Source organism: Brenneria izadpanahii (genome assembly GCF_017569925.1).
Lineage (GTDB): Bacteria > Pseudomonadota > Gammaproteobacteria > Enterobacterales > Enterobacteriaceae > Brenneria > Brenneria izadpanahii.
In genome coordinates this window covers 3,073,574-3,097,056 of record NZ_CP050854.1, presented here as the reverse complement: position 1 = coordinate 3,097,056, position 23,483 = coordinate 3,073,574, and the positions used below count along the sequence as shown (strand labels likewise).

The following is a 23,483-nucleotide window of genomic DNA, read 5'->3' as shown; positions in this document are numbered from 1 at the left end:
TCCTGTTTCCTTGCGTATCCGCCGATATGGCGATTATGCGTTTCGTTTTTATATAGAAATAAAATTGTTTACAGGAAAAGCCATGACCAATATTGTTGCCGCGATTAATCGCTCCAAAAAATTAATAAGCTGGCAATCGCCTTCATTATTGATTATTCCTTTATTGGTATTTCAGCTTTTTTTCTTTTTTACCCCGGCTATCCGGCTAATGTTTTTTAGCCTTATGACCCAATCGCCTGATGGGGAAATCGGCGCGCCTTATACGTTGTCCCATTATGTGCATTTTTTTGAAGTGGCGTTATACAGCAAAGTATTGTGGACCACGTTGCGCATCAGCGTGATGACCTCTCTGATTGCGGCGGTGCTGGCCTATCCGGTCGCCATCGTGCTGGTGCGGGGCAGCGCGTGGTTTTCCCGCATTCTGACCTTGATCATCATCGCGCCGCTGGCGGTTAGCGTGGTGGTGCGCGCCTACGGCTGGCAGTTGATCCTGAATAACGGCCCCAGCGGTTTAATTAACTATGTGCTGTTGCATTTGGGAATTATCGAACGCCCGAATGCGCTGATGTTTACCGAATGGGCGGTGGTTATCGGCTCGTTGCATATCTTTTTCCCTATGATGGTATTACCGCTGGCATCGGCGCTGGGCAAGATCGATCCCAATTTGCAATCCGCCGCCAGCACGCTGGGCGCGCCGCCCTGGAGCGTATTTCTGCGTGTGACGTTGCCGCTCAGCCTGCCGGGGCTGGTGGCCGGCATGACGCTGGTTTTCTCGCTGGCGGCCGGTTCTTATGTGATCCCCGCGCTGGTTGGCGGTCCTCAGGCTCAGATGCTGGGCAATCTCGCCGAGCAGCAGATCGTTTCGGTGTATGACTGGCCGTTCGGCGCGGCTATCGCCACCATTCTGGTTTTTATCGTGATTACCGTGAATACCCTGTCGATGAAACTGCTTGGCGGGCGCCGCCTGTATGGAGAGTCCAAATGAGCAACAGTCTGCGCGGTTTTTCCGGCTTTCTGCTTTACGTTATCACCGCTTTCATGTTGATTTTCATTCTGACGCCGATCGTGCTGATTGTGGTGATTTCCTTCTCGGACGGCTATTTCGTCAGCTTTCCGCCGACGGGCTTTACGCTCGATTGGTACGGCAAGGTGTTGGGCAACAGTGAATTCATGGAAGCCCTGTTATTCAGCACGTTGTTGGCGATAGGCACGACGCTGCTGTCGTTGTTGCTCGGCGTGCCCGCCGCCTTTGCGCTGGTGCGCGGCAAGCTGCCGTACGCTTCGCTGTGCAAAGGGCTGTTGCTGTCGCCGCTGATCTTCCCGGTGCTGATTACCGGCCTGGCGCTGTTGCAGCTGTTTTCCAGCTACGGCTGGGGCAATGTCAAACTGAATCTGCTGCTGGCGCATACCGTAGTGACGTCGCCGTATGTAGTGAGAACGGTATTGACCAGTCTGGAACTGGTGAATCCCAGTCTGGAAGAGGCCGCCCGCACGCTGGGCGCCGGCCGGCTCGCCGCCTTTCGGCATGTGGTGTTCCCGCAAATCGCCCCCGGCGTGGTGTCCGGCGCGATCTTTTGTTTCATGGTGTCTTTCGATAATTACCCGGTTTCCATGTGGTTGGCCGATTCGGCCAATACCCCGGTGCCGGTGGTGCTGTATCGCCAGATCGGCACGGTGTTTGATCCATCGGTAGCGACCATGTCCACCCTGATTATTTTACTGGCAACACTGGTTGTCGTCGCGCTGGAGCGCCTGGTCGGGCTGCGCCGCGCCATGGCGGCATAGTCTTTCAATTCCACCGGAAGAGGCATGGAGAAGACGATGAAACGACGTACGTTTCTGCAAGCGATGGCGGCAACGGCCGTGTTGCCTTACCTGAATACCAAAGCGTATGCGGCGGATCGCATATTGCAGGTCGGCGTGTATAACTCGGCGCAGGGCGCCCTGATCAAAAAAGAGGTGGCGCCGGTTTTCGAACGCGACTATCAATGCCGGGTGTTAACCACCGAGGGGCCGACGCTGGCGAATATCGCCGCGCTGCGGGCCACCAAAAACAAACCGGTGTATAGCGTGATGTCGATGGACGATATCGGCGTTCCGCAGGCGAAAGCCGAAGGGCTGATCGAACCGTTATCGGCCGATGAGATCCCCAACCTGAAAAATGTGTTCGATCGCTATGTGCTTGACGACAGCCACGGCGTAGGGTTTTCCGTATCAATGGCCGGATTGTTTATCAACACCGGCATGATGCAGCCGATTAAAAGCTATGCCGAAATTTTCGATCCGAAGTATGCTCGCCAGATCATTCTGAATACGCCGAAAAATACCCAAAGCATCCTGATGTTGATCGTCGCGGCGGCGCTGGCGACCGGTAAGCCGCTGCATGAGGCGCAGTATCTGATCGATCAGGGATGGGAAAAGCTGGCGCAGCTGAAGCCGAATGTGATGACGGTTTACGATAGCGAAGCGCAGGTGATGATGGTGGCGCAGGGGCAGGCGATGATTGGCGGCATTGAATATTCCAAGGCGATTTATCCGCACACCAAAAAAGGCGTGCCGTTGGATATGACTTATCCGCAGGAGGGCGCGTTTACCGGCATCAACGGTTTGGCGTTGGTCAAAGGCGCGCCGCAGCGCGAACTGGGACTGGCGTGGATCAATCGGCTATTGGAACCTTCGGTGCAGAAAATGCTGGCGGAGGCGACGCTGAGCGCGCCGACGGTGCGCGGCATCGAATTTGACGCCGCAACGTTGAAATATTTGGCTTATCCGGAAAGCCGGATGCAGGAGCTGAATCTGTTTACGCCGGACTGGAGCTATATCATCCCGCGTCGCGCGGAGTTGCTGGAAAAATACAACCAGACGTTCAGCGGTTGAGGTCATTATGTTGAGATCGTTTGAAGTCCGCCTGGACAAGCTGTGCAAGCATTACGGCAAAACGGCGGCGGTGGATAACGTTTCGCTGGTGGTCGATGCCGGCGAGATGCTGGCGCTGCTCGGCCCCAGCGGCTGCGGAAAAACCACCTGTTTACGCATGATCGCCGGTCTGGTTGCGCCGACCGGCGGCGATATTCTGGTCGGCGGGCGTTCGATTATCGGCACGGCGGTGCACCGGCGTAATGTCGGCATGTTGTTTCAGAACTACGCGCTGTTCCCGCATATGACGGTGGCGGAAAATGTGGCTTTCGGCCTGAAAATGCGCGGACAGTTAAAAACGGAGTTTGCGGATAAGGTCGCCAGGGCGCTGGACATGGTGCAATTGAAATCTTTCGGCGATCGTCTGCCGTCGCAGCTTTCCGGCGGCCAGCAGCAGCGGGTTTCGCTGGCGCGGGCGTTGGTTATCGAACCGGATATGCTGCTGTTGGACGAACCGTTGGGGGCGCTGGATAAAAGTCTGCGGGAAAGTATGCAGTTGGAGATCCGCAATCTTCAGCAGCGGTTGGGACTGACCACGATTATGGTGACGCACGATCAGGACGAAGCGTTGACCATGGCCGACCAGATTGCGGTCATGCAGGGCGGTAAGCTGGAGCAGATTGCGCCGGCCGCGGAGATCTATCGTAAACCGGTTAACCGCTTTGTGGCGGGATTTATCGGCGCGTCTAATTTTCTGCCCGCGCGCATTGAGCAACGCCGTCAGGATGGAAGCGTACTCCTGGGCACGCCGTCGGGTTTGCGCCTTGAGGCGGCGCAGTGCGACGTCTCCGGCGATCGGGCGGTGGCGACCGTGCGCCCGGAAGCGATTACCTTGCGGCCGCTGACGGAGAGCGCGGCTCTCGCCGAGAATAATTGCGTGGCGGCAAAGGTCACGCAGGTGGTGTATCGCGGTTATATGCTGCATTACACCCTGCAACTGAGCGGCGGCGAAGAGATGATAGCCTGGCGGCAAGCGCAGGGGGAGAGTGCCGACCAAATCTATCCTATCGGTTCCGCGGTCTGCCTGTCCTGGTCGGCGGAGAGCAACCACCTGATCGCCGATGTATGATGTGCTTTAACGTTTCACCTTTGTGCCACAATTGTGCAATATCCGCCGGCGTGGTTCAGGCCGGCATGGCGGAACGGGTTATTAAAAAAGCGCATATCTTTATCTACTTTTTTGATTTTTAAATATTTTTAATCTTTGGGTTCCATAAGAACATCTTGGCTGGATGCTGATGGCATAGATATTGCCTGTCTTAAAGTCAGGCTTATCACTTTATGGAGGCAAGTATGAATCTCCGTCGTCTTAAATATTTTATTAAAATTGTTGACGTGGGTAGCCTGACGCAGGCCGCCGATATCCTCCATATCGCGCAACCGGCGCTGAGTCAGCAACTGGCGACGCTGGAAGGCGAGGTCAATCAGCAACTGCTGATACGCACCAAGCGAGGCGTGACGCCGACTGAAGCCGGCAAGACGCTTTACACCCATGCCCAGGTGATTTTGCGTCAGTGCGATCAGGCGCAAAGCGCAATTAACGGCTCCGGTCAGTCGCTGTCGGGAGAGGTGTCGGTGGGGCTGGCGCCGGGAACGGCCGCACAGCAACTGGCGATCCCGCTGATGGAAGAGGTTCATCGTCAATATCCTGGGATCCTGATCTATTTCAATGAAAACTTCGGCACCACGCTCAGCGAACTGATTATGAGCGGCCGTATGGATATGGCGGTGATTTACGGCAACCGTGAAGTTCACGGTTTGCGTTTCCTGCCGTTGATGAAGGAAGAACTCTATTTTATCTGTCCGATGAGCCTGGGCGCGGCGCGCAAGACGATCCCGCTGGCCGAGGTGGTAGGTTATGACCTGTTCTTGCCGCGTATCTACAACATTATGCGCAAGCTGCTGGATGAGGCCTTTGTGCAGCAAAATCTGGCGTATCGGGTGAAGTGTGAAATCGAATCGCTCACCACGCTCAGCGGCGCGGTGACGGCGGGGATGGGATGCACCGTCCTGCCGGAATCAGCCGCGCGGAGCATGGTGAAATCCGCCAATGTCTGGATGGCGAAAATCGTCAACCCGGATATTCAGGCGCCGCTCTCCTTCTGTACTTCCGACCATTTGCCGCTGTCGCAGCCTGCCGAAGCGGTGAAAACCATTCTGCTGTCGCTGATGGCGAACCGTACCGTGGATAACCGTCCGTTGACGCTGGTGGGGTGATAAGCGCCGCTTATCTACGTACAGCGAAACCCTCTTACCCGATAGCGATAACCGCGCGTTACAGTGTGGTTATCGTGCGCGGGCGGCATTGCCATATCGTCAGAGGGTAGCGGAAATATCATGAAATATAATTCTTTTAATATTAATGAGTTGCGTCAGATTGCGCGCAAAATGCATCAATCCGGCCTGTCCGGTATCGAAATCCGTAATTGTCATTACAAGGTCCGATTGGCCTATGCGCCGCGCCAGCCGGTCGCTCAGCCGGTTATGCCTGTCGGCGCGCCTGCTGACTGCGCCGTACCGGAGACGGCCCTGCGGCGCGCCTGCTCGATGATGCCGGGGCATGTGCTGCTGCACCATCCCTCGAATGGAAAACCCTTTACCGCGGTGGGTGAAACGGTGGCGAAAGACGCGCTGCTGGCGCTGATTAAAGTGGGGCTGGTTTATTTGCCGCTGCTCAGCCCGGCGTCGGGCGTGGTGGCGTCTTTGGCGGTGGAACACGGCGATAGCGTTGAATACGACAGCGAAATTATGGCCATCCGGCCAGCGTTATAAGACCCCCTTATCACCTCACATGGTTTATGTCTTATGCCTGCCGGGATTTAGTGGATACAGTCACATTACACATGATTTCCGGCGCGAATCATCACCGCCGGAACCGTTACAGGAGAGGCAAGATGCCATTTTCAGATTATAAAACCGCACTGGTCACCGGGGCTTCCGCCGGAATGGGGGAGGCGATCGTCGAGCGTCTTTGTCAGGAAGGCATCACCGTTCATGCCGTGGCGCGCCGTCAAGAGCAATTGGCAGAACTGGCCGCCCGCACGGGGTGTATTCCGCATGCGATCGACGTCAGCGATCTGGAAGCCTTGACCCGCCTGTGCGCCGAAATCGAGGTGGATATTCTGGTGAACAACGCCGGCGTTTCCCGCCCCGGCTCGATCCTTAACGCCGATGAGGAAGCCATCGATACTCAGGTGGATGTCAATTTGCGCGCGGTGCTGCACCTGTGCCGTCTGCTGGTGCCCGGCATGGTCGCGCGTGACTGCGGCCATGTCATCAACATTACGTCAATCGCGGCGATTTATAACTTCGGCGGCAACTCGATCTACCACGCCACCAAAGCCGGCGTACATGCGCTTTCGCGTCAACTGCGGGTGGATTGTTACGGCAAGCGGGTGCGCATCACCGAAATCTGCCCCGGCAGGGTGGCGACGGATATTTTCGGCAATGTAATGGGGGATAAAGAGGAAGGACGCCGGCAGTTTATCGATGGTTTTGAACTGCCGCAGGCGAAAGATATCGCCGACACGGTGGCTTTTGTGCTGGCGGCGCCGGTGGCGGTGAACTTCGGCCATATTGAAATTACGCCGACGCTACAGGTGCCGGGCGGTCTGTCCACCATGCGGCCGGGCGGGCATGCATAGTAAACACGCCGGACGAAATACGGGGAGACGTTAATGATGACACTCGATTTTGGCACCGTTTTTTCCGAACGCTATGCGCAGATGATTGTCGATGGCATGGTGCTCACCCTTAAACTGGCCGTCGGCTCCTGGATGCTGGCAATGATTCTGGCGCTGGCGCTGGTCGCCATCCGACTAACCCAGCGTCGTTATGCGGTACTGCTGGTGGCGGCGTTTGTCTCCTATCATCGTAACGTGCCGACGCTGGTGCAATTGATGATCTGGTATTTCGCTATTCCGACGCTGCTTCCCGAATCTTTGCAGATCTGGTTGAACGATTATAACGCCGAGTTTCTGTTTGCCATGATGGCGCTGGGTTTTTGCCAGTCCGCCTATTTTTCCGAGGATATCCGCAGCGGCCTGAGGGCGATCCCCGACGGACAAAATGAGGCCGCGCGCGCGCTGGGCATGAGTTATATCCGCGCCATGCGCTCGGTCATTCTGCCGCAGGGCGTTCGCAATGCGCTGCCTTCGCTGATCAACCATACGGTGCTGCTGTTTAAAAACACCAGTCTGGCAATGGTGATCGGCGTTGCGGAATTGACCTATGTTACCCGCGAAATTGAAAACTATACCTTCCGCACCTTCGAATCCTACTTAATCGCTTCGGTTGCCTATCTGCTTTTTTCTCTGTTGCTGATGGGGGCGGGCGCGTTGCTGGCGCAGCGTTTCCAACGGGTGTATGCGAGGTAATCCTATGTTTGATGTCATGACTATCTTGCATGATAACTGGATGCTGTTTCTGGTCGGACAGTTTCCCAACGGCCCGCTGGGCGGGGTGATCTGCACCCTGGTCTTGTCGCTGTTGGCGGTGGCGCTGGCATTCCCGGTCGGCGTATTGCTGGGGATGGCGAGGATTTCGCCATTTCGCTGGCTGAGTTGGCCCGCGGCCTGCTGGGTTTACCTGCTGCGCGGCATTCCTTTACTGATGGTGGTGTTCTGGACCTATTTCTGCGTACCGTTGCTAATCGGCCATAACATCAACGGCTTCACGACCATGTTGTGCACGTTGGTGATTTACGAAAGCGCCTACATCGCGGAGATCGTGCGCGGCGGTATTCAGGCGCTGCCCGGCGGGCAATATGAAGCCGCCCGTGCGTTGGGAATGGGCTACATCCGGGCCTATTGCACGGTGATTTTACCGCAGGCGCTGTATAACACGCTGCCAAGTCTGGTTAGCCAACTGGTATCGATCATCAAGGATAGTACGCTTGGCTATGTGATTAACGTGCCGGAACTGACTTTCGCGGCGAATCAGGTCAATAACCAACTGCTGACAAAACCGTTTGAAGTGTTTGCCATCGTTGCATTGGGTTACTACGTCATCTGTTTCAGTTTGACGAAGCTGGCGAACTATCTGGAGGAACGCATTGCGCGCAAACGCCGCAATGAAGGACGCGTAGATCCGGAAAGAGAAAACGCCGTGCTGTTAACCGAAGCACAGTCACAAGAAGGAGTGCGAGGATGAGACCGATAATTTTGTTCAACAAAGTCAACAAATGGTATGGCGATTATCAGGCTCTGACCGATCTGAATGCCGAGATCAAAAGCGGCGAGGTGGTGGTGGTCTGCGGCCCGTCCGGTTCGGGAAAATCGACGCTGATCCGTACCGTTAACCGCCTGGAGCCCATCAATGACGGACAGATTCTGTTTGACGGCATGGATATCCACGGCAGCAGCGCCCGCTTGAACCAGTTGCGCACGCGTATCGGTTTCGTGTTTCAGAATTTCAATCTGTTCCCGCATATTTCGGTGTTGGATAACATCATGTTATCGCCGATCAAAGTGCTGGGCATCAAGCGCTCGGAAGCGAAACAATACGCGGGAGAATTGCTTGAGCGCGTCGGCCTGTCGCATAAGGCTAATGCTTATCCGGCGCAGCTATCCGGCGGGCAGCAGCAGAGGGTGGCGATTGCCCGGGCGCTGGCCATGAAGCCGCCGGTGATGTTGTTTGATGAACCGACCAGCGCGCTGGATCCGGAAATGGTGGGCGAAGTGCTCAGCGTGATGCGTAATCTGGCGCAGGAGGGGATGACCATGATGTGCGTGACCCATGAAATGAATTTCGCCCGAGAGGTGGCGGATACCATCTGGTTTATGGATCAGGGCGTTATTCTTGAAAAATCCCCGCCGGAGAAATTTTTCACCGCGCCTGAGCATCCCAGGGTGCGGCGCTTTCTCCGCGATCTGCGCCAACATTAATTATCGCCGGAAATGCGGCGACGGCGATGGGGATTAACGTCCGTATCGCCGTTCCTGTTCTCATTCCTTAACCGGCGCGTGTTTTCGGCGATGGTTAGCGCCGTTGCTCTCAAACCGTCCGCAAACTTTACCTGTAGCGCGTCCAACGGTTGGAATCCGGCCCACCGAAAACGGTGATAAAAGCTGACAAACAAGGACGCGGAATCCCGCTTATTTAACCAGCGTTTCCTGCGGGGCATAGCGCCACAGCCAGCGCCCGCTCGTCATGCGGCGATAGTAAAAGAAACCGCGGACGATCCAGTCCAGAAACATCCCCATCCATACGCCGATAACGCCGAATCCGAGCATAACGCCCAGAATATACCCGGCGATAATCCGGCATCCCCACATGCCGGCCACCGCAATCCACATCGTATAGCTGGCGTCTTTCGCTCCTTTTAACCCGGCGGGCAAGACCCATGAGGCGGCCCAGAAGGGGGTAAACAGGGCGTTGAGCCAAATAAGGTGTTTAGCCACCTCTATCACTTCCGGTTCATCGGTATAAAACGACGCCATAAATTTTGCGCTTGGGATGGAAAGAATAGCCAGCAGGCACAGGCCGATATTTGACAGCCAGAAAATATAATTCAGTTGCCGGATAGACTGCATAATTTGCCCTTTGCCTAACCGCGTACCGACAATGATGGTGGAGGCCGAGGCCAGAGAGTTACCGGGCAGGTTAATCAAGGCCACAATGGAAAAGGCGATGAAGTTCCCGGCTATGACTTCGGTTCCCATCCCGGCGACAAAACGTTGCGTGATCAGCTTGCCGACGTTAAACATGACCGATTCAACGCTGGCGGGAATACCGATGCTGAGAACCTCATACAAAATAGCGGAGGTGAATGGGGCGAAGTAGGATTTAAAGGGGATTCGCAGCGCGCCCTTAAAGCCGTGCATCAGCGTCAGAACCACGAATAGCGCGCCGATATAGCGGGAAACGGTGATCCCGATGCCTGCGCCGATAAAGCCGAAGCCATCCCAAGAAGAAAATCCGTAAATCAATAGGCTGCTGATGACAATATTGAGAATATTCATCCCGATATTAATGACCATCGGCAGTCTGCTATTCCCGGCGCCGCGTAGCGCGCCGCATCCGACCAGGGCGACCGCCAGCGCGGGATATCCCCATACCGTCCACTTCAGGAAGGTCAACGCCAGGCTTTTGACGTTGTCGTCCGCCTGACCGGCAATCAGATCAATAATTTCGGAACCGGCGAATTCGACCAATATCACCAGCAGAAACGAAACCAAAACCAGCAGGGATATCGACTGGCGGGAAGCGGCCCTGGCCTGTTTTCTATTGCGCTGGCCCAGGCTGAATGCCACGACGACGGCGGTACCCAGCGCAACGGCGGTAAAAAACGCGATAATCAGCATGTTAAAACTATCGGCCAGACCAACCGCCGCCATCGCTTCTTTGCCCAGCCAACTCACCAGAAAGGTACTGAAGACCCCCATCAGGACGACGCACAGACCCTCAATAAAGATGGGAAAAGCAAGCGGTGAAATCTCTCGCCAAAATAGAACACGGTTTGAATATCGTTTCTTATACCAGTCTGTGTCTTTTAACTTTTTAATGAAACGGTCGTGGTTATATCCCAAAGTTTCCCCGCTGATATTTCATAATGGCAACGTAACGACTCGGCCATCCGGAAAATGGCGTCATTGATGCAATGGGTAATCTATATAGAAAGCAGGTTGCCAATGGGCGACCTAAATTTAGCGCAGTACGGCGTGCGATGACCTGATGATCGAACCATGATTTGCATTGCCATCCGTTTCTGCCCCAATACGGATGATTTTGCCGGGCGCACGCCATTAATTTTTCGAAAAATTCAAGATTTGCTCAACAGAGTAGCAGCAGCCGGATTGATGCTCCAGCATAGATTTAACCGCCAGTGATGAAAATATTCATCCTGACGATAGAGCTATTTTATCCTTATGAAAATTGTGTCAACGCGGGTCGCACGCATGTTTTTCTCATTGCATCCTGCGAAGCATTAGGCAAACCAACGGTGTTCGTACGATAAAGTATTCATAGATACAACAGTATGTTACGGTTGTTAATATTGAAAAAAGCGGAGAGTAGCGTATGAATATTGCAAACATTCCTTTTGGTACGACAGACTGGTCTAAAATTCCACCCGAGGAACATAAAGGTGATACGGGAGTCGCTTATTGGCGCACTCAGAACTTCGATAACATTCGGGCCAGAATTGTTGAGTACACTCCCGGGTATATGGCGGATCATTGGTGCTCTAAAGGTCATATTCTCTTTTGCCTGGAGGGGGAGTTGCATACTGAACTGGATGATGGCCGCACGTTCACGCTTACGCCGGGTATGAGTTATCAGGTCGCGGACAATGCAGAGGCGCACCGTTCCCACACCGAAATCGGTGCCCGGCTTTTTGTCGTCGACTAAATTTCATACCAACAGGCAAGTAGCAACAAAAAAACCGCAAACTCAGAGAGAATGCGGTTTTCTGTGGGGGCTGTTAATAACCGGTACTAACGCACGAGAGAAGTTGAATTTATATCGTAACTTGATGTTTTTGCTGTTTTCGTTATGAATTTATTTTTGTTCATATAACTAAAGCGAACATAGTCTGTGCGTATTAGTCGAGTATCGTTTGATGTGCTGATTTTTAGCGATGGCTGTGCTCTGAATTTAACTTTGCTTTACGACGCTCCAACACCATCATTTTTCGGGTGTGTTGCCATAGAATCCCATCTAGCAACATAAACTTGCGCCACTCGTCTGTACCCAAAGAAAGAGATCTGTGCATCAACTCGCCGACACGTTCAGCCGGGAGCAGATTTCTTACTCGTAGCAATTGCAGTGGCGAGAATCGCCCATTATTCACCCACCAAAGGAAAGAATGCCCTTCGGCTGTGTTCTCCATGTTTCACCGCATTGGTGTTACCGACTGGCGCGCCAGCACCGACACGTTTCCCGCCCCAGCCGGACGATCTTGATTGTTGGCTATGTTTTTTATCGTCTTTCATGAATTCGTGAGTGTCAATTGGCGTTGAGCATTAAGTTATAATCGATCGTAATAATTCAGAAATGTTAATATCAAAGAGCATCTAATAGCATGCGTGTTGATTGAAGGCTGTCATAGGTGGCAGCAATTAGTATTAATCTGGGATGGGAAACTCTTCCCAAATCAAGGCGTTATCAGGTGATTTTTCATCAATCATAAGATTTTTAATCTCGACGAGCATATAAGAAAGGATTATCACCGCAATGGATGATATCGGCATAGGTGATGCCATTTTTAGCAAAGTAATATGGGGGATAGATTGTTTTCTTACTATTCGCAGCAAATGTAAGTTTTTCTGATACTGAGGCGGTATGACTGGTGTATAAATTACCAACTAAATCATAAATATATTTATGTGACTTTCTGTAATTTACAATGGAAACAATTCTTTTTTCATTATCGACTTTCGCATGTTCACCAAACCATTCCCACGTAATGAGCCATGCTGATTTTATTTTTTTCATGAGTCACCATTTTGATGGTAAACGTCTGTGCGTATGAAAGACGCGTAGAATCTGGATCATATTATCTTTCACGCGGTAGGGGATGATGTAGGGATAGTGAGTTAACACCAGTTCACGCGTTCCCAGCACACGGCCAGGTTTTCCGATTGCTGGCTGTTGCGGTAGTAATTCCGTTAACCGTTGGACTTCATTTACGAACTGGCTGGCAGCTTGTGGATCATCTTGCGCGATATAGCGGTACTCGGCTTCCAAATTGGCTGCGGCTTTACGCAGCCATTTAATTTCCATGTCTTGCCGTACCTAACTTTTTAAACAGATTGTTCATCTCATCTGATGAGACAAAATCATCCGCATCGGCTTCTTTTATGGCTTGCTCGATCTCTGCAATCTGCCAAGCTTCTCGCGCAAGATAGTCTTCAATGGCTTGTCCGGCCAGAAAAGAGCGAGTACGTCCTGTGGCTTTAGCCAGCGCATCAAGCTGCGCGGTTGTTTCATCATTTAATCGAACGGACATGACACCCATACGCCACCTCACTACATTGTGTGTTTTGTATACATTGTAGTTATCGCGAGCAAGAGAGGCAAGCGGCTACTAAATGGTATTTGGGATGTTGTTCTCTATGCAGGTATGGATTAGCCGCTGGCGTCTGTTAAGAGCGAGGAGCGGAATTCAGAGTGCATACTTACATCGAATGCTTGGGCAATGGCGGCAGGTCACATCAGCCTGCTTTGCCGTAAAATCAATGATAATGGCAAAGTAAAAGACATAGTGGGAAAACCGGGTAGAATGTCCACTTACACCTAAGTGCTCTTCAGCGATGGGGAGTACCAAGATAAAGCCGCTGCTGTTTCCAATATTCAATACCGCCTAAAATGCTGTCCGCCCTAATCCATGCTCTGGCTATATGGATCTGCAAATGCGGTGCATTCAGGGCGCTGACGATCTGGAAGCTTTCATCTAATAGTCGCACGATATATGTAACAACATAGTCTCCCGAATCCAAATACCCCTCCCTCAACTGCCTTTCCTTGAATACACTTTTGCTGCCTTTAGGCCAGCGACGCCGCAGAGCGGAAAGCAGGATATTGACGTAATTAATATTGGCCAGCACCAAGTCTGCTATGCGATCTTCTTCACGGGCAGTGCTGCGTTCAGTAAGATAAAAACCAGGGATTGCCGGACCGTACGGGGTATAAAAACTCGGCGGACTGCTCTCGCGGTATAGTAAATTCCAGACTTCTCCAAAGGGGAAAACCTCTTCGTCGTAAAACAAAGTGCCCATGCGAATGGACTGCATTTGTATCCTTCCATACAGATACAGAGGCAGCTTAGTATTCTCAAGCTTCATGAAATACCGACGGAAAACGATGCATATCTTTTCGTTGAGACGTCGCAAAGGTTTACTTTGCCAGAGTCGCCATTTTTGCCTCCGTTCAGCGATATCGAGTAGACAGCCAAACGCGTCGATTTGCTCATCAAGTGAGAGTTGGAGTGGGCTCCTTAACCACCGCGCAAGATAAAATAAAAGCGCTTTTGCCGGTTTATCTTTAGCGCGAATTAGGCCTGTACGGTTCACTTTTCTGGCTTTTTCGTGAGGGGATTTTAGATAGTTTTGTACCAATAGCGCCCCGGCAATAAAACCCCGGGAGTAGTAAATCTCAGCTTCAAAAGGCACTAACAAATTGTCGTTCTCCAAACGGCGCTTCAAATAGCGGAGTTGCTCCTCGGCTAGTTGGCCAAGACCCATAGAGCTGGCCAGGCGTGTACCGGTAAGGTACTTTTCTTTCTCCGTCGGGATGTAATATTCAGCTAGCGCAGTTCGCCACCAATCATTACCCTCTCCCGTGTGGGCTAAAGTTCTACTAGGAATTCCAAGTAAGGTGGTCAATAGTTCTGCCGTTGGCCCGTATTGAATCTTCATACCGCAAAAGGCTCCTTGCCAATAGACTCTCGGTTCGCGATTTTCCTGATCGTCGGGTTGCCAGAACTCTTCCTCCACTTTCAAGCTGTGACCAATCCATACCAAACGGGTCGAACGATCTCCATTCCAGCGCTCACGGATCCAATGATTAATGTCAAAATGGTCGGTACCGCTGTAGCCTGCTACCACCATTAAATCTGCCTGAACGGTTACCTGTTCGAGCAACGTTTTGATCACCTCCGGCAGTCCGTGTTCTAGGTCTGCAAGCGTTGCGCCTAGCCCAGAGCAGCCATGCTCTATGGTGCCGTGTACCTTGATAATACCCCAGTCTTCGCCGTATTCTCGATGCAGGATGTCAAAGGCTTTGGTATCAGGATCGATTACATGCACAGGTATCTGATAGTGACTAGCCTGTTCGATACAATCATCAAAATTAGTGGTAATACACCAGCCATGGTGCTCAAGCAGGTAATCGGCAATCAGATGGTGATTCGCATTCGGAGGACGGTTTGAAAATATACGCAACAGTTCCCGCGCGGAACCGCTACGCTCAACGCCTTCAATGGTTGAAGGTTCAAACGCTTTATCAAGCACATGTTCTAAGCGCGGCAGGTGTCGTCCCATCCACTGTTCACATTGGCTAAACACCGTTTTTATTTCAGAAGCCGCGTCGTTGTCTAGTAAATGGTCGAGCAGTGCTTCAGTTAGAGCGTTTCCTCCAGGTAGTTGCGTCGGGGGCTCTATCGAAATTCCCGCACCAACCATCAATACAACCTTGCCAGGGCAGGGCAGCTCGGGCGTGAACCCCTTCCAACCAAACCACCAGTCATCCATCTCCATAGTTTTCCCTCTGGGCTGCTTAGATGTGCTATTAATGCCTTAATTTTTCTGGTAATTCAAATTGACAAATAGAGCGCAATAATTGTGTAGTCTTTAAATTCGATAACTAATATTCAAAGTGTATAGCCGCTGACACTCAGCTTTGCTTTTCACTTTATTATTACCACAGGGGGAATAAACTCGCCTCTCCGATGCTGATGTCAGTATCCCCTAAATGAACCATATGCTTTGAAATTTCAGGCCTAACGCGGTTTAATGTCCGTGATGTCCCGCTCCTGGCACATAGCGGTCGGCCCGTTACTGAGGTAAGTTGAAGATTAGTTGCGATGTGCCCTCAACAATGAGTGCCGCCTCGGAGATTGTCAGGCTGATTGCGCCAATTGCCGCTGCAGGACCTGCAGACTAGTTCCCGCCCCCGCCCATGCAGCAGCCGAGCCGACCACATAGAGGTTTTGCTTGGCGCGTGAGACGGCCACATTGATAATGTTTGGCGGGCTCGCCGCCCACTGACGTGCCCTTTGCTGACTCGCTTTCGGCGCCCCCAGCAGCAGGATGACCGTGTCCGCCTCTCGGCCCTGGAACGTGTGGATCGTGCCTACACGATCACGGCTCCATTCATCCAGCTTTACGCCGAACGCCCGCAGCAGATCTGTCTCACTGTCGAGACGCCGACGCATTTTCTGCTCTACGATCTTGAATGGTGTGATGATAAAGACGTCCGGATTTGTAATGCCCGATACAGCCAGCTCTTTGAGCATTCGTACAACCGCGTCGCCCTCGTCGGGGCACCACTTCGTCTCGGCATCGCCATTGACGTCGATCCAGCGAGATCGCCCCAACGCCGAGCCGATAGGCCCAGGCCTTTTAGGCCCGACAGCATGGACCATCTGCCCGGCATAGGCGATGGAGTTAGAGACATCGAACATTGGGTTCTGGCAGCGCCTGTGAACGAGGAGTGGCAGCCCGACCTCTCGATCACCTACGTCCGTGACGAAGGTGGATTTGAAGCGCGATGCCTGATCCGCAAGGGTCTGCGTAGATGCAGCGGGGGCAGACCATTCGATCTGGTCAATGTCGAAGAACTTGCAGATTTCGGCGTTCAGCTTCTCGGGAAGCGAAACCACAGGTGGGATCTGCAACGGGTCACCCACCACGATGGAGCGCTTTGCCCGCATGATCGCTCCAACTGCCGCCTGAGGAACGGCCTGGCCCGCTTCATCGACCAGAAGCCAGCCAATACTCTCTGGTGGCAGATCCCCGAACATCGTCCGGACAGAGGCGAACGTCGTGGACACAGTCGGCACCACCATGAAAAGGCTCGACCAAAGATCGGGGAGAAGTCCACGGTGAGCGGGAGACTGGAAGGCGCCAGCCACCATGCCCGACATCAATAGCCCAAGATTGTGTTGCAAGCGGCTGGCCGAAGCATCGATGAACGCTTTATGCACCGCCAAGGCGGCGGCGAACAGATCCTCACGCAGGCGATGAACCTCATCGGGAAGCCATGGCGCCGTCAGGTGGATAGCCTCGTGCTCGCGCTCGAAGAATAGCTCGTCAACGACTCTGTCGCCCATGCGGTTTCGTGCCTGCGCCGCGGTCGCCTTCAATTCCGAGACTGCCTGCCATCTGCTGGAAATTTCATGGTCGAGTTGCTGTAACTGGGACTGAGCATTGCTCCACTCAGTCCTTGCAAGCTCCAGGGCGCCGTCCGCAACCTGCGCCCGTAGGGCTGATTGCTGCAAGGTTGCCGAGAGCTTCTGCAGTGTCGATCTCCACGATTTCCAGGCCGCAGTCCCGAACAAGCGGGAGAAGAAACCCGGACGGCCAGCAAGATGGCTATCGAGCAAGGTCTTGTCCCGCTCGACCTGTGACTTTGCCTTCTCCTGCTCCCGATGGCAGGATTCATCAATCTGGCGTGCCTGTTCGACGACTTCATCCAGGTTCGGACGAAGCTGTTTCAGCCTTTGAAGTTCGGTGGTCGCCCCCTTAAGCGCCCGGATATTCCGGCGCATCCCTTCGATGCTGGTGATTTCGGCGTCCACCGTCTCCTTGAGTTTAAGGAATGCGGTTCGCGCTTTCCGCCAAGCCGCAGCAGCGTCCGCTTCGTTGGTGCTGGGCCGCTCATTGACGACCACGCTGGGCATCACGCGATCAATGATTGCGCCAGTTCGTTCGTCCTTGATCTCACGCATGACGTTCATGCCGCGAGCTGCTTTCAGGTAGGTAAGAAAACCGCCGTCCTCATTCCACCAGAAACCCTGCTGGAACGCGCCTCGGTTGCTGCTCTTGCCGAGCGCGGCGGCGATCAATCCCCAGGTTTCGATAGGATCGGAGAGGGTGTCGCCCTCGGCTTCGAAATAGCCGGCGCGTTTGGGGTTCGCGATCAGGTCGCTGATGGACCGGAAGTAGGCGATCTGTTCATGGCGACCATTGGCTTCCTTGAGGGGAAGCTCTTTGCTGACGTTTTCGACCGCTTTGTTATTGGAGGACGCTACGACGATCTCATGACCCTTCAAGGATTCATGTAACCTGTAGAAGTGCAGGAAGGCATTGGAGCCGAATGCCAGCTTCTCGCCTGTTGTGGAAAAGGCATCCTGCGGTTTGTTGAAGCCGGACATCGCAGTGGCCCGATCAAGAATGCAACCAACGACGATATCCCGGAGAAGAGTGGTCTTTCCGGTTCCCGGCGGCCCATTGACGCCGATGATACCCGGAGCATCAATCAGCTCAGCACGCGCTGCATTCACGGCGGCCTGTTGAAGCAACACCAATGGATGGCCGCCTTGCGAAGGCCAACGAGCCTGCGGCATGAGCGACGGTGCGACGAACGGCTCGACTGCGGAAACGGGCGACAGCACGTCGATTTTCTGGTCAGGCCTGCCAATTCCCATGTAGCGCCGCAAACCGGTTCCGGCTTTGCCCGCCTCGATCAATTCCGCTGCTTCGCCGAGATCTTCAAGATAGAAGGAATTCAGCAACGAAGGCTCAGGAGGCGCCTTGGCCTTGAAATGATGAAACACCTTGAGTACGAATGTGGGTGGTTCAACCAAATGCTCGGGCACACCAAACTGCGACACAAGCCATCTATGAGCGTTAAGAACGGCATCCAGATCGATCGGTATGGGTTCTCCATCCTCGTTGTGGCGGCGAACCATCCGATCCAGACGCTCGATAATGCGCAGCTCTACTTTCGGCCAAGCCCCTAAGCTCCCGAGCTTCAGATCGAGTGCCGGCTTGAGCGCCCAGGCAAAACTGGAAACGGCGACGCCGTTGTCCTCAAGCACATAGCCTTCCTTGTCGATCAGGATCGAGCCGATGGCCGCTTTTTTGCCGTCCGGGCGTGAACGCTCCTCGTCCTCGCCAAAGACCTTGACCAGTTCGTCCGTCGCCTTGTCGAGAGCGATGGCGCCGAGGACGACTTCGAAATAAAGCCTATGGTTGGGCTTACTGCGGGCATTTGGTCCCCATGGAACGCCTCGCTCTAATAGGGCAACCCTGGAGCGGTCGCCGGTTGCCATATCTTCTGGGCGCTTATAGCCTTGAGGCGACAGTGCTTCGAGGGCTGTCCATGCTGCCAGTATCGCGCGCGCATCATTCGCCTTACCTGACGGAGAGAAAGACGGGAGCGGACCTGGGTCGATCTGGTCGTTGCCGAATTGCTGTCGCATGACAGGGTCTAGAGTAGCCTTCGGTCGCAGTTGCACTACCGTTGCGGGCGCATCGCGGGGCACAACTTGGGAAGATTGCGTGGACGCCGAACCAGGATGACGCGCTGATGGACTGGAACCCGACATGGAGACCACGCTGCGACCGCTAAGTGCGGTTAGGGCTTGCTCGATTTTAGTCGTCAGCGTCCGCGCCTTGGCAGTGTTGCGAAAGGTCAGCTCGTTCAACAGCCGTTCAAGTTCACTAGCGTTGTTGCGCGACCGCTCGAAGATTACTTCCAGATCGAAGATTGATTTTTGCGCATACTGCCTTGTCGTCATTTATTTCTGCTGCTCCATATCCCATCAGTTGAGAGATTTTATGCTAATTAGCTTGATTTCTAAAACTGTTAACTTCCGCTCCTGGCACGTAGCTGCCCCGAGATATCTTAGACAGTTTAGCTATGAGCGGACGGCTAAAAGAACGGCGACCGTCTGGACGGCCGCTTCTGAGAAAAGGCATAGGCATAGCATGGTGTACAGGTTCCAAATGAGCTCTTTCGCAGACTCCTTAGTTCCGGTTATGACCAAACTCCCGTGACAGTAGGATTTGTTTCCAGTGTGTTTCGCGGCGGTCAATTTCATCGTTTTCGGCATTCGGATCTATGACTTCAAGGATCGCGAAAGAGATATTCTGTAGCCGATTTTCATCGCCAGTTCCGAAAGCTTCCTTTAGTCCTACATTGCCGCCATGCCCGGAACCAAAATAATATTCCCATCGTCCCCAAATCCCCTCACTTCCATCAGCTTTCCCAACGTAGAGTTTTCCTCCATCTCGATCGGTTAATACATAGATGCCTTTAACCACGGATAGTGCTGTGCGCCAGGATTGTAGATTAAGTCTGAGGATTGCCCCAATACTGTTTCTATCCAGCACGACGTTGCGGTAACCTGGAAATTCGCCGAACGTCAGCCGTACCGGAGAGATAGCGCTAACAATCAATTCGTTCTGAATATTTTCACCACGGCGAATAAAGTTGCGGGCCGTATTTTTAAAGTTGATCTACATCCGCCCCGCGTATTCTTCAGTCTCAAGGATTTTCTGAAGGTCGTACTGATAATATAGCTCCTCACGGTTAGGATAGATTTGCTTTCCCGTGTGCCCCTTTTGCTGAAATACGCCCGTAAATAGCCAAGTTTCTGTCCCCGGGAGCCTGAGCAGTGAAACGACATACCTGCGACTAAATTCCAGCCGTTTCTGCCAGCACTGCCAATCGTCAAAAGTCCCTTCTCTAAATTTAACGAGCGGATCCTCTTTGTAGTCATTCATTTGCGCAAGGTGGACTTTGGTGGTTTCCGGGGTCAGATCCGGAAACACCATCCTTAGATAATCAAAAAGCTTCAATATCGCTCCTTAGTATGGAAGTTGAGTTATTGACTCTTTACCATGACTTTATGTCACATGCTTGCATTCCTATGATTTATTGTCCGTAAATTTGTATGGCTCCATGTTAGCAACGTCCGCTGTTGGCTGTGAGTTCAACCGATGGATGCAACACACTTATTGAACCGCTCTGCGGGTGATTCATAGTCTAGCGTTTTTCTCGGCCTTTCGTTGAGCTGTCTGGCAACACTGTTAAGTCTTTGCTGGCCGTGAACCGATAAGTCAGTTCCTTTTGGAAAATATTGTCTGAGCAATCTGTTCGTATTTTCATTTGAGCCACGTTGCCAAGGAGATTGAGGATCACAGAAATAAATCTGAATGTCTGTCGCTACAGTAAATCGGGTGTGGCTGGTCATTTCAGCCCCACGATCCCATGTTAATGTTTTATAAAGCTCAACAGGTAATTCTCGGGCTTGTTTGATGAGTGCAGATATAACAGTTATGGTCTTGTTGTCCCTGATTTTGGCCAGCATAACAAAGCGGGAATGGCGTTCTACGAGGGTGACGATATAGGAGTTTTTCGAGCCCTGGATCAGGTCACCTTCCCAGTGACCCGGTATGGCTCTGTCTGCGGCTTCAGGTGGCCTTTCGCTGATAGGTATCGCATCCGGGATTGACCCTAATCCTTTCCCTTTAAGCGATGACGTTCTGGATCTACGCACTGATCTTCCGCTTCTGAGGCATTGCTGCAGTTCTTTTTTTAATGCTCCCCGGGTTTGTATAAAAAGCGTTTTATAAATCGTTTCGTGTGACACATGCATTTCCTGATTATCCGGATAACAGCGTTTCAGCCAACCGGCGATTTGTTCCGGCGACCAGTCCTGATGCATCTTCTCTGCAATGATTTTACACAATGTGGGGCTTTCAATTAGCTTGCAATGTTTTGGTCTCAGAGCACTTTCCCACGCAGCAGTATCCGCTTTTGCTGCACGGTATTGTTTTGCACCTCCATGCCTCTTGATCTCGCAGCTAATCGTTGAGGGGGCTCTTGATAATTTGTCAGCGATGTCCCTGATGCTACGTTTTGCTACCAGCCCTCTGGATATCTCCTCTCGTTCATCAAGCGAAAGGGCTAACCGGTGCCGCTTTCGGACAGGAGGACGGTATCCACCAGTCTGGTAGATAGTGGGCATGATAGAAGAATGGTATCTGTCGAACATTCTGGCGATATCATGCAAGGAATCACCTTGCTTATATCTGTCCCAGATAATCGCTTTCTGTTCTGGCGTGTAGTTAATCCGAGTTCTTCGTTTCATGGCAACGTCCCCCTTGATTAAGATAGCGTTGCATCGACCAGTTGAACTCACAGCACATAGCAGACTGTCGAGCTGAGCCAGTCTCTGTATTGTTTTACTCGACCACCGATCAACACTATTCCCAATTTACCATTTCAAGCAAACTCCCCATACCTTCTCCCGCTGCGCCGACTGCGCAAAAAACCATAACATTTCGATACATGCGCGCCCGTCATGAAATTGATTTCAAATTGAATAAAATCAGGCGTGGTGCGGCTTACAGCGTGGTTCGCAGAGATTGCCATTGTGCCATACCAATTGCGAATTTTACCGTAGCCGTTCAGTTTCGTTTTGCGCACTTTCTCACTGCGCAGTGCGTTACCCGGTTATGATTTTTGTGTGTGCAAAATTCTTTTAGATAAGCAAAAGTGAGTCGGTTCGGTAGGTTCAGTCGGTTCGCGGAGTCAACTGATTGATAGATAGGGTAATTATTTTCAAAATTGAACCGACCTATGGGTAGGTTCACGCGGTGTGAAAGTCGGTTCACCAAGCCAGCCAGAAAAAGGACGCTTGGCTAGGTCGGTTCAAAATGGCTAAAGTCGGTTCATGGTCGATTCACTATTCAAATAAAAATACCCATAAATCAATGTATTAAAATAATGAACCGACTGAACCGACCTTATTTTACCTTACGCGCGACCTACTCTTTTTCATCGTCGAGCGTCATGAGCACCACAAAACGCGGCTGTTTGCCGTCAATGCGTAATGATTTACGTGTGATGCCTTTGGCGGGTTTATCCAGCATTCCAGCATCGGCTAACACCTGCGCAAACGCAGCGGCATTGGCACCAGCGGCAATCTCGTTATTGAATACGGCGGGGAAGGTGTGAAACACCAGCGTATCGGCTCCTGGTTTTTTCACCCGATAGCCTGCCAGATCCTTGATGGGTAAATCGCGTGGATCAGGGTTGGGGTGCGGTAAATAACGGCTGTAGCCAAACTGGTGCAAAAAGGCGTCGGCCTGTTCTACCCAGACTTTGGCTTCACGGTTGCCCATGCCAAATTCATTTACCCAGGCATAGAAGCTGTGTTGTAACGCATCGTGGCATTCCTGTGCCGTCCAGCCGGTAAAAGAGGCAGAAAGTAATAAAGCGGCTTCCAGTACCGCAAAACGTGATGCTACACGCCGTACTTGTTCGCTGGCGTCAGCGGGTAACAGTGTCAACCAGCGCCGCTCTGTTTCGCGGTAGGTTGCCAGCGCGTTTTCTTTCTTGCTGGCAAGGTGGGCGATCCACGCTCGACCAACCGCACCATAATGGGCGTTGCTGGCATCCCGGATCGCGTCGGCATGGGCTTTTCCATCCTGATAGCCATGAAATACCGTTGCCTTGGTGATCGGGACATTCAGCAAGCGAACCAATTGACCTGCATTCACTCGCCCACCGTCAGCGCGGATATAGCTTTCCAGATCGATCTCGCCGGTACTGAACGCCATTGCCCGCCAGCGTTTTAGCTCTCGGTTGCCGCCTTCTCTGGCTCCCTGAATTTTGCCAACACCGTTAAATAGCGCGTAGGCTGCATCGGCCACAGCTTTGCGATTGCTGCCTTGCCCGATTTCATCCAACGGCATAAAACCGTCATTGTGGGCGGCGGCTTCGTTCACCAGCCCCAGCGCGGTGGAATACCACGTCAGTTTAAGCGCGTTAGGATCGCCATAGACGGAAGAGGCGATATTGCCGGTGGTGGTTTTGCCCGCAGATGAACCGCCAAACAGATGAACGCCGAATCCGTCTACGCTCACCAGCCCGATGAGCGGCGCGGCAAAGGTGCAGGCGATCCCTAACATCATGGAGGGATTACCTTGTGCCAGTGTCGCTACGTTTTCGCGCCAGCTTTGCGCCGTTCCGCTGGTTGCATAACCTTTAGCCGCACCCGATTTACCGTTGAACAAAACGGGAATTGTCGGTGTGCCGATATACGGCCCTGCAGGGCATGCCGTTAGCATGTCGTCATCGTCGAGTACGCAGATCGTCGTTTCGTCGTTCCG

At 52.7% G+C, this 23,483-nt stretch carries 20 protein-coding genes and 1 pseudogene; 11 read left to right on the top strand and 10 right to left on the bottom strand.

The features are described from left to right. Positions 1 to 82 precede the first annotated feature (82 nt). From HC231_RS13890 to HC231_RS13845, 10 genes are all read left to right on the top strand, one after another. The gene (locus tag HC231_RS13890) at positions 83 to 985 is read left to right on the top strand and encodes an ABC transporter permease (protein WP_208227211.1); all 903 of its coding nucleotides are present in this window, start codon (positions 83 to 85) and stop codon (positions 983 to 985) included. Continuing rightward, complete coding sequence (locus HC231_RS13885; RefSeq protein ID WP_208227210.1) at positions 982 to 1,785, top strand: ABC transporter permease; 804 nt, start codon at positions 982 to 984, stop codon at positions 1,783 to 1,785. Before HC231_RS13890 ends, HC231_RS13885 begins: the two co-directional genes overlap by 4 nt. A 36-nt stretch (positions 1,786 to 1,821) precedes the next feature. Further along, positions 1,822 to 2,877 (top strand): extracellular solute-binding protein, encoded by a 1,056-nt coding sequence (locus HC231_RS13880; RefSeq protein ID WP_208227209.1) that lies wholly within the window; start codon positions 1,822 to 1,824, stop codon positions 2,875 to 2,877. Positions 2,878 to 2,884: 7 nt separating this feature from the next. Then, positions 2,885 to 3,985: an ABC transporter ATP-binding protein gene (locus tag HC231_RS13875; protein ID WP_208227208.1), complete on the top strand. Its 1,101-nt coding sequence runs from the start codon at positions 2,885 to 2,887 to the stop codon at positions 3,983 to 3,985. Positions 3,986 to 4,209: 224 nt separating this feature from the next. Next, positions 4,210 to 5,133 (top strand): nitrogen assimilation transcriptional regulator NAC, encoded by a 924-nt coding sequence (nac, locus tag HC231_RS13870; protein ID WP_208227207.1) that lies wholly within the window; start codon positions 4,210 to 4,212, stop codon positions 5,131 to 5,133. Positions 5,134 to 5,253: 120 nt separating this feature from the next. After that, positions 5,254 to 5,688, top strand: a complete 435-nt coding sequence (locus tag HC231_RS13865; protein WP_208227206.1) for an acetyl-CoA carboxylase biotin carboxyl carrier protein — start codon at positions 5,254 to 5,256, stop codon at positions 5,686 to 5,688. 122 nt (positions 5,689 to 5,810) lie between these two features. Continuing rightward, a complete protein-coding gene (locus tag HC231_RS13860; protein WP_208227205.1) occupies positions 5,811 to 6,560 on the top strand; it encodes an SDR family oxidoreductase in 750 nt (249 codons plus the stop codon). A gap of 36 nt (positions 6,561 to 6,596) precedes the next feature. After that, complete coding sequence (locus HC231_RS13855; protein ID WP_208231338.1) at positions 6,597 to 7,292, top strand: amino acid ABC transporter permease; 696 nt, start codon at positions 6,597 to 6,599, stop codon at positions 7,290 to 7,292. A gap of 4 nt (positions 7,293 to 7,296) precedes the next feature. Then, positions 7,297 to 8,067, top strand: coding sequence for an amino acid ABC transporter permease (locus tag HC231_RS13850; RefSeq protein ID WP_208227204.1), 771 nt, complete (start codon positions 7,297 to 7,299; stop codon positions 8,065 to 8,067). Beyond that, positions 8,064 to 8,801 (top strand): amino acid ABC transporter ATP-binding protein, encoded by a 738-nt coding sequence (locus HC231_RS13845; RefSeq protein WP_208227203.1) that lies wholly within the window; start codon positions 8,064 to 8,066, stop codon positions 8,799 to 8,801. Before HC231_RS13850 ends, HC231_RS13845 begins: the two co-directional genes overlap by 4 nt. A gap of 210 nt (positions 8,802 to 9,011) precedes the next feature. On the opposite strand, the gene HC231_RS13840 is transcribed toward HC231_RS13845, so the two are convergent. Further along, a complete protein-coding gene (locus HC231_RS13840) occupies positions 9,012 to 10,421 on the bottom strand; it encodes an EmmdR/YeeO family multidrug/toxin efflux MATE transporter (protein ID WP_208231337.1) in 1,410 nt (469 codons plus the stop codon). A 514-nt stretch (positions 10,422 to 10,935) separates the two neighbouring features. On the opposite strand from HC231_RS13840, the gene HC231_RS13835 reads away from it, so the two are divergent. Beyond that, a complete protein-coding gene (locus tag HC231_RS13835) occupies positions 10,936 to 11,265 on the top strand; it encodes a DHCW motif cupin fold protein (protein WP_208227202.1) in 330 nt (109 codons plus the stop codon). A gap of 786 nt (positions 11,266 to 12,051) precedes the next feature. Here the strand turns inward: HC231_RS13835 and HC231_RS13830 are convergent. The 9 genes and pseudogenes from HC231_RS13830 to HC231_RS13795 form a co-directional block, all read right to left on the bottom strand. Next, positions 12,052 to 12,351: a hypothetical protein gene (locus HC231_RS13830; protein WP_208227201.1), complete on the bottom strand. Its 300-nt coding sequence runs from the start codon at positions 12,349 to 12,351 to the stop codon at positions 12,052 to 12,054. Positions 12,352 to 12,354: 3 nt separating this feature from the next. Continuing rightward, positions 12,355 to 12,639 carry a type II toxin-antitoxin system RelE/ParE family toxin gene (locus HC231_RS13825; RefSeq protein WP_208227200.1) on the bottom strand — a complete coding sequence of 95 codons (285 nt, stop codon included), beginning with the start codon at positions 12,637 to 12,639 and terminating at the stop codon, positions 12,355 to 12,357. Continuing rightward, positions 12,629 to 12,874: a type II toxin-antitoxin system RelB family antitoxin gene (gene relB, locus HC231_RS13820; RefSeq protein ID WP_208227199.1), complete on the bottom strand. Its 246-nt coding sequence runs from the start codon at positions 12,872 to 12,874 to the stop codon at positions 12,629 to 12,631. The genes HC231_RS13825 and relB overlap by 11 nt, the downstream gene beginning before the upstream one ends. Positions 12,875 to 13,163: 289 nt before the next feature. Next, positions 13,164 to 15,113: an SIR2 family protein gene (locus HC231_RS13815; protein WP_208227198.1), complete on the bottom strand. Its 1,950-nt coding sequence runs from the start codon at positions 15,111 to 15,113 to the stop codon at positions 13,164 to 13,166. Positions 15,114 to 15,475: 362 nt separating this feature from the next. After that, on the bottom strand, positions 15,476 to 19,099 hold the full coding sequence (locus HC231_RS13810) for a DEAD/DEAH box helicase (protein ID WP_208227197.1): 3,624 nt from the start codon (positions 19,097 to 19,099) through the stop codon (positions 15,476 to 15,478). 229 nt (positions 19,100 to 19,328) lie between these two features. Further along, the gene (locus HC231_RS24000; protein ID WP_246494497.1) at positions 19,329 to 19,694 is read right to left on the bottom strand and encodes a GIY-YIG nuclease family protein; all 366 of its coding nucleotides are present in this window, start codon (positions 19,692 to 19,694) and stop codon (positions 19,329 to 19,331) included. A 126-nt stretch (positions 19,695 to 19,820) separates the two neighbouring features. Beyond that, the gene (locus HC231_RS23995) at positions 19,821 to 20,162 is read right to left on the bottom strand and encodes a hypothetical protein (protein WP_246494495.1); all 342 of its coding nucleotides are present in this window, start codon (positions 20,160 to 20,162) and stop codon (positions 19,821 to 19,823) included. 134 nt (positions 20,163 to 20,296) lie between these two features. Then, the gene (locus HC231_RS13800; RefSeq protein WP_208227196.1) at positions 20,297 to 21,457 is read right to left on the bottom strand and encodes an IS30 family transposase; all 1,161 of its coding nucleotides are present in this window, start codon (positions 21,455 to 21,457) and stop codon (positions 20,297 to 20,299) included. A gap of 679 nt (positions 21,458 to 22,136) precedes the next feature. Continuing rightward, positions 22,137 to 23,426: pseudogene (locus HC231_RS13795) on the bottom strand (DUF927 domain-containing protein); the annotation flags it as partial. Positions 23,427 to 23,483: the final 57 nt, after the last annotated feature.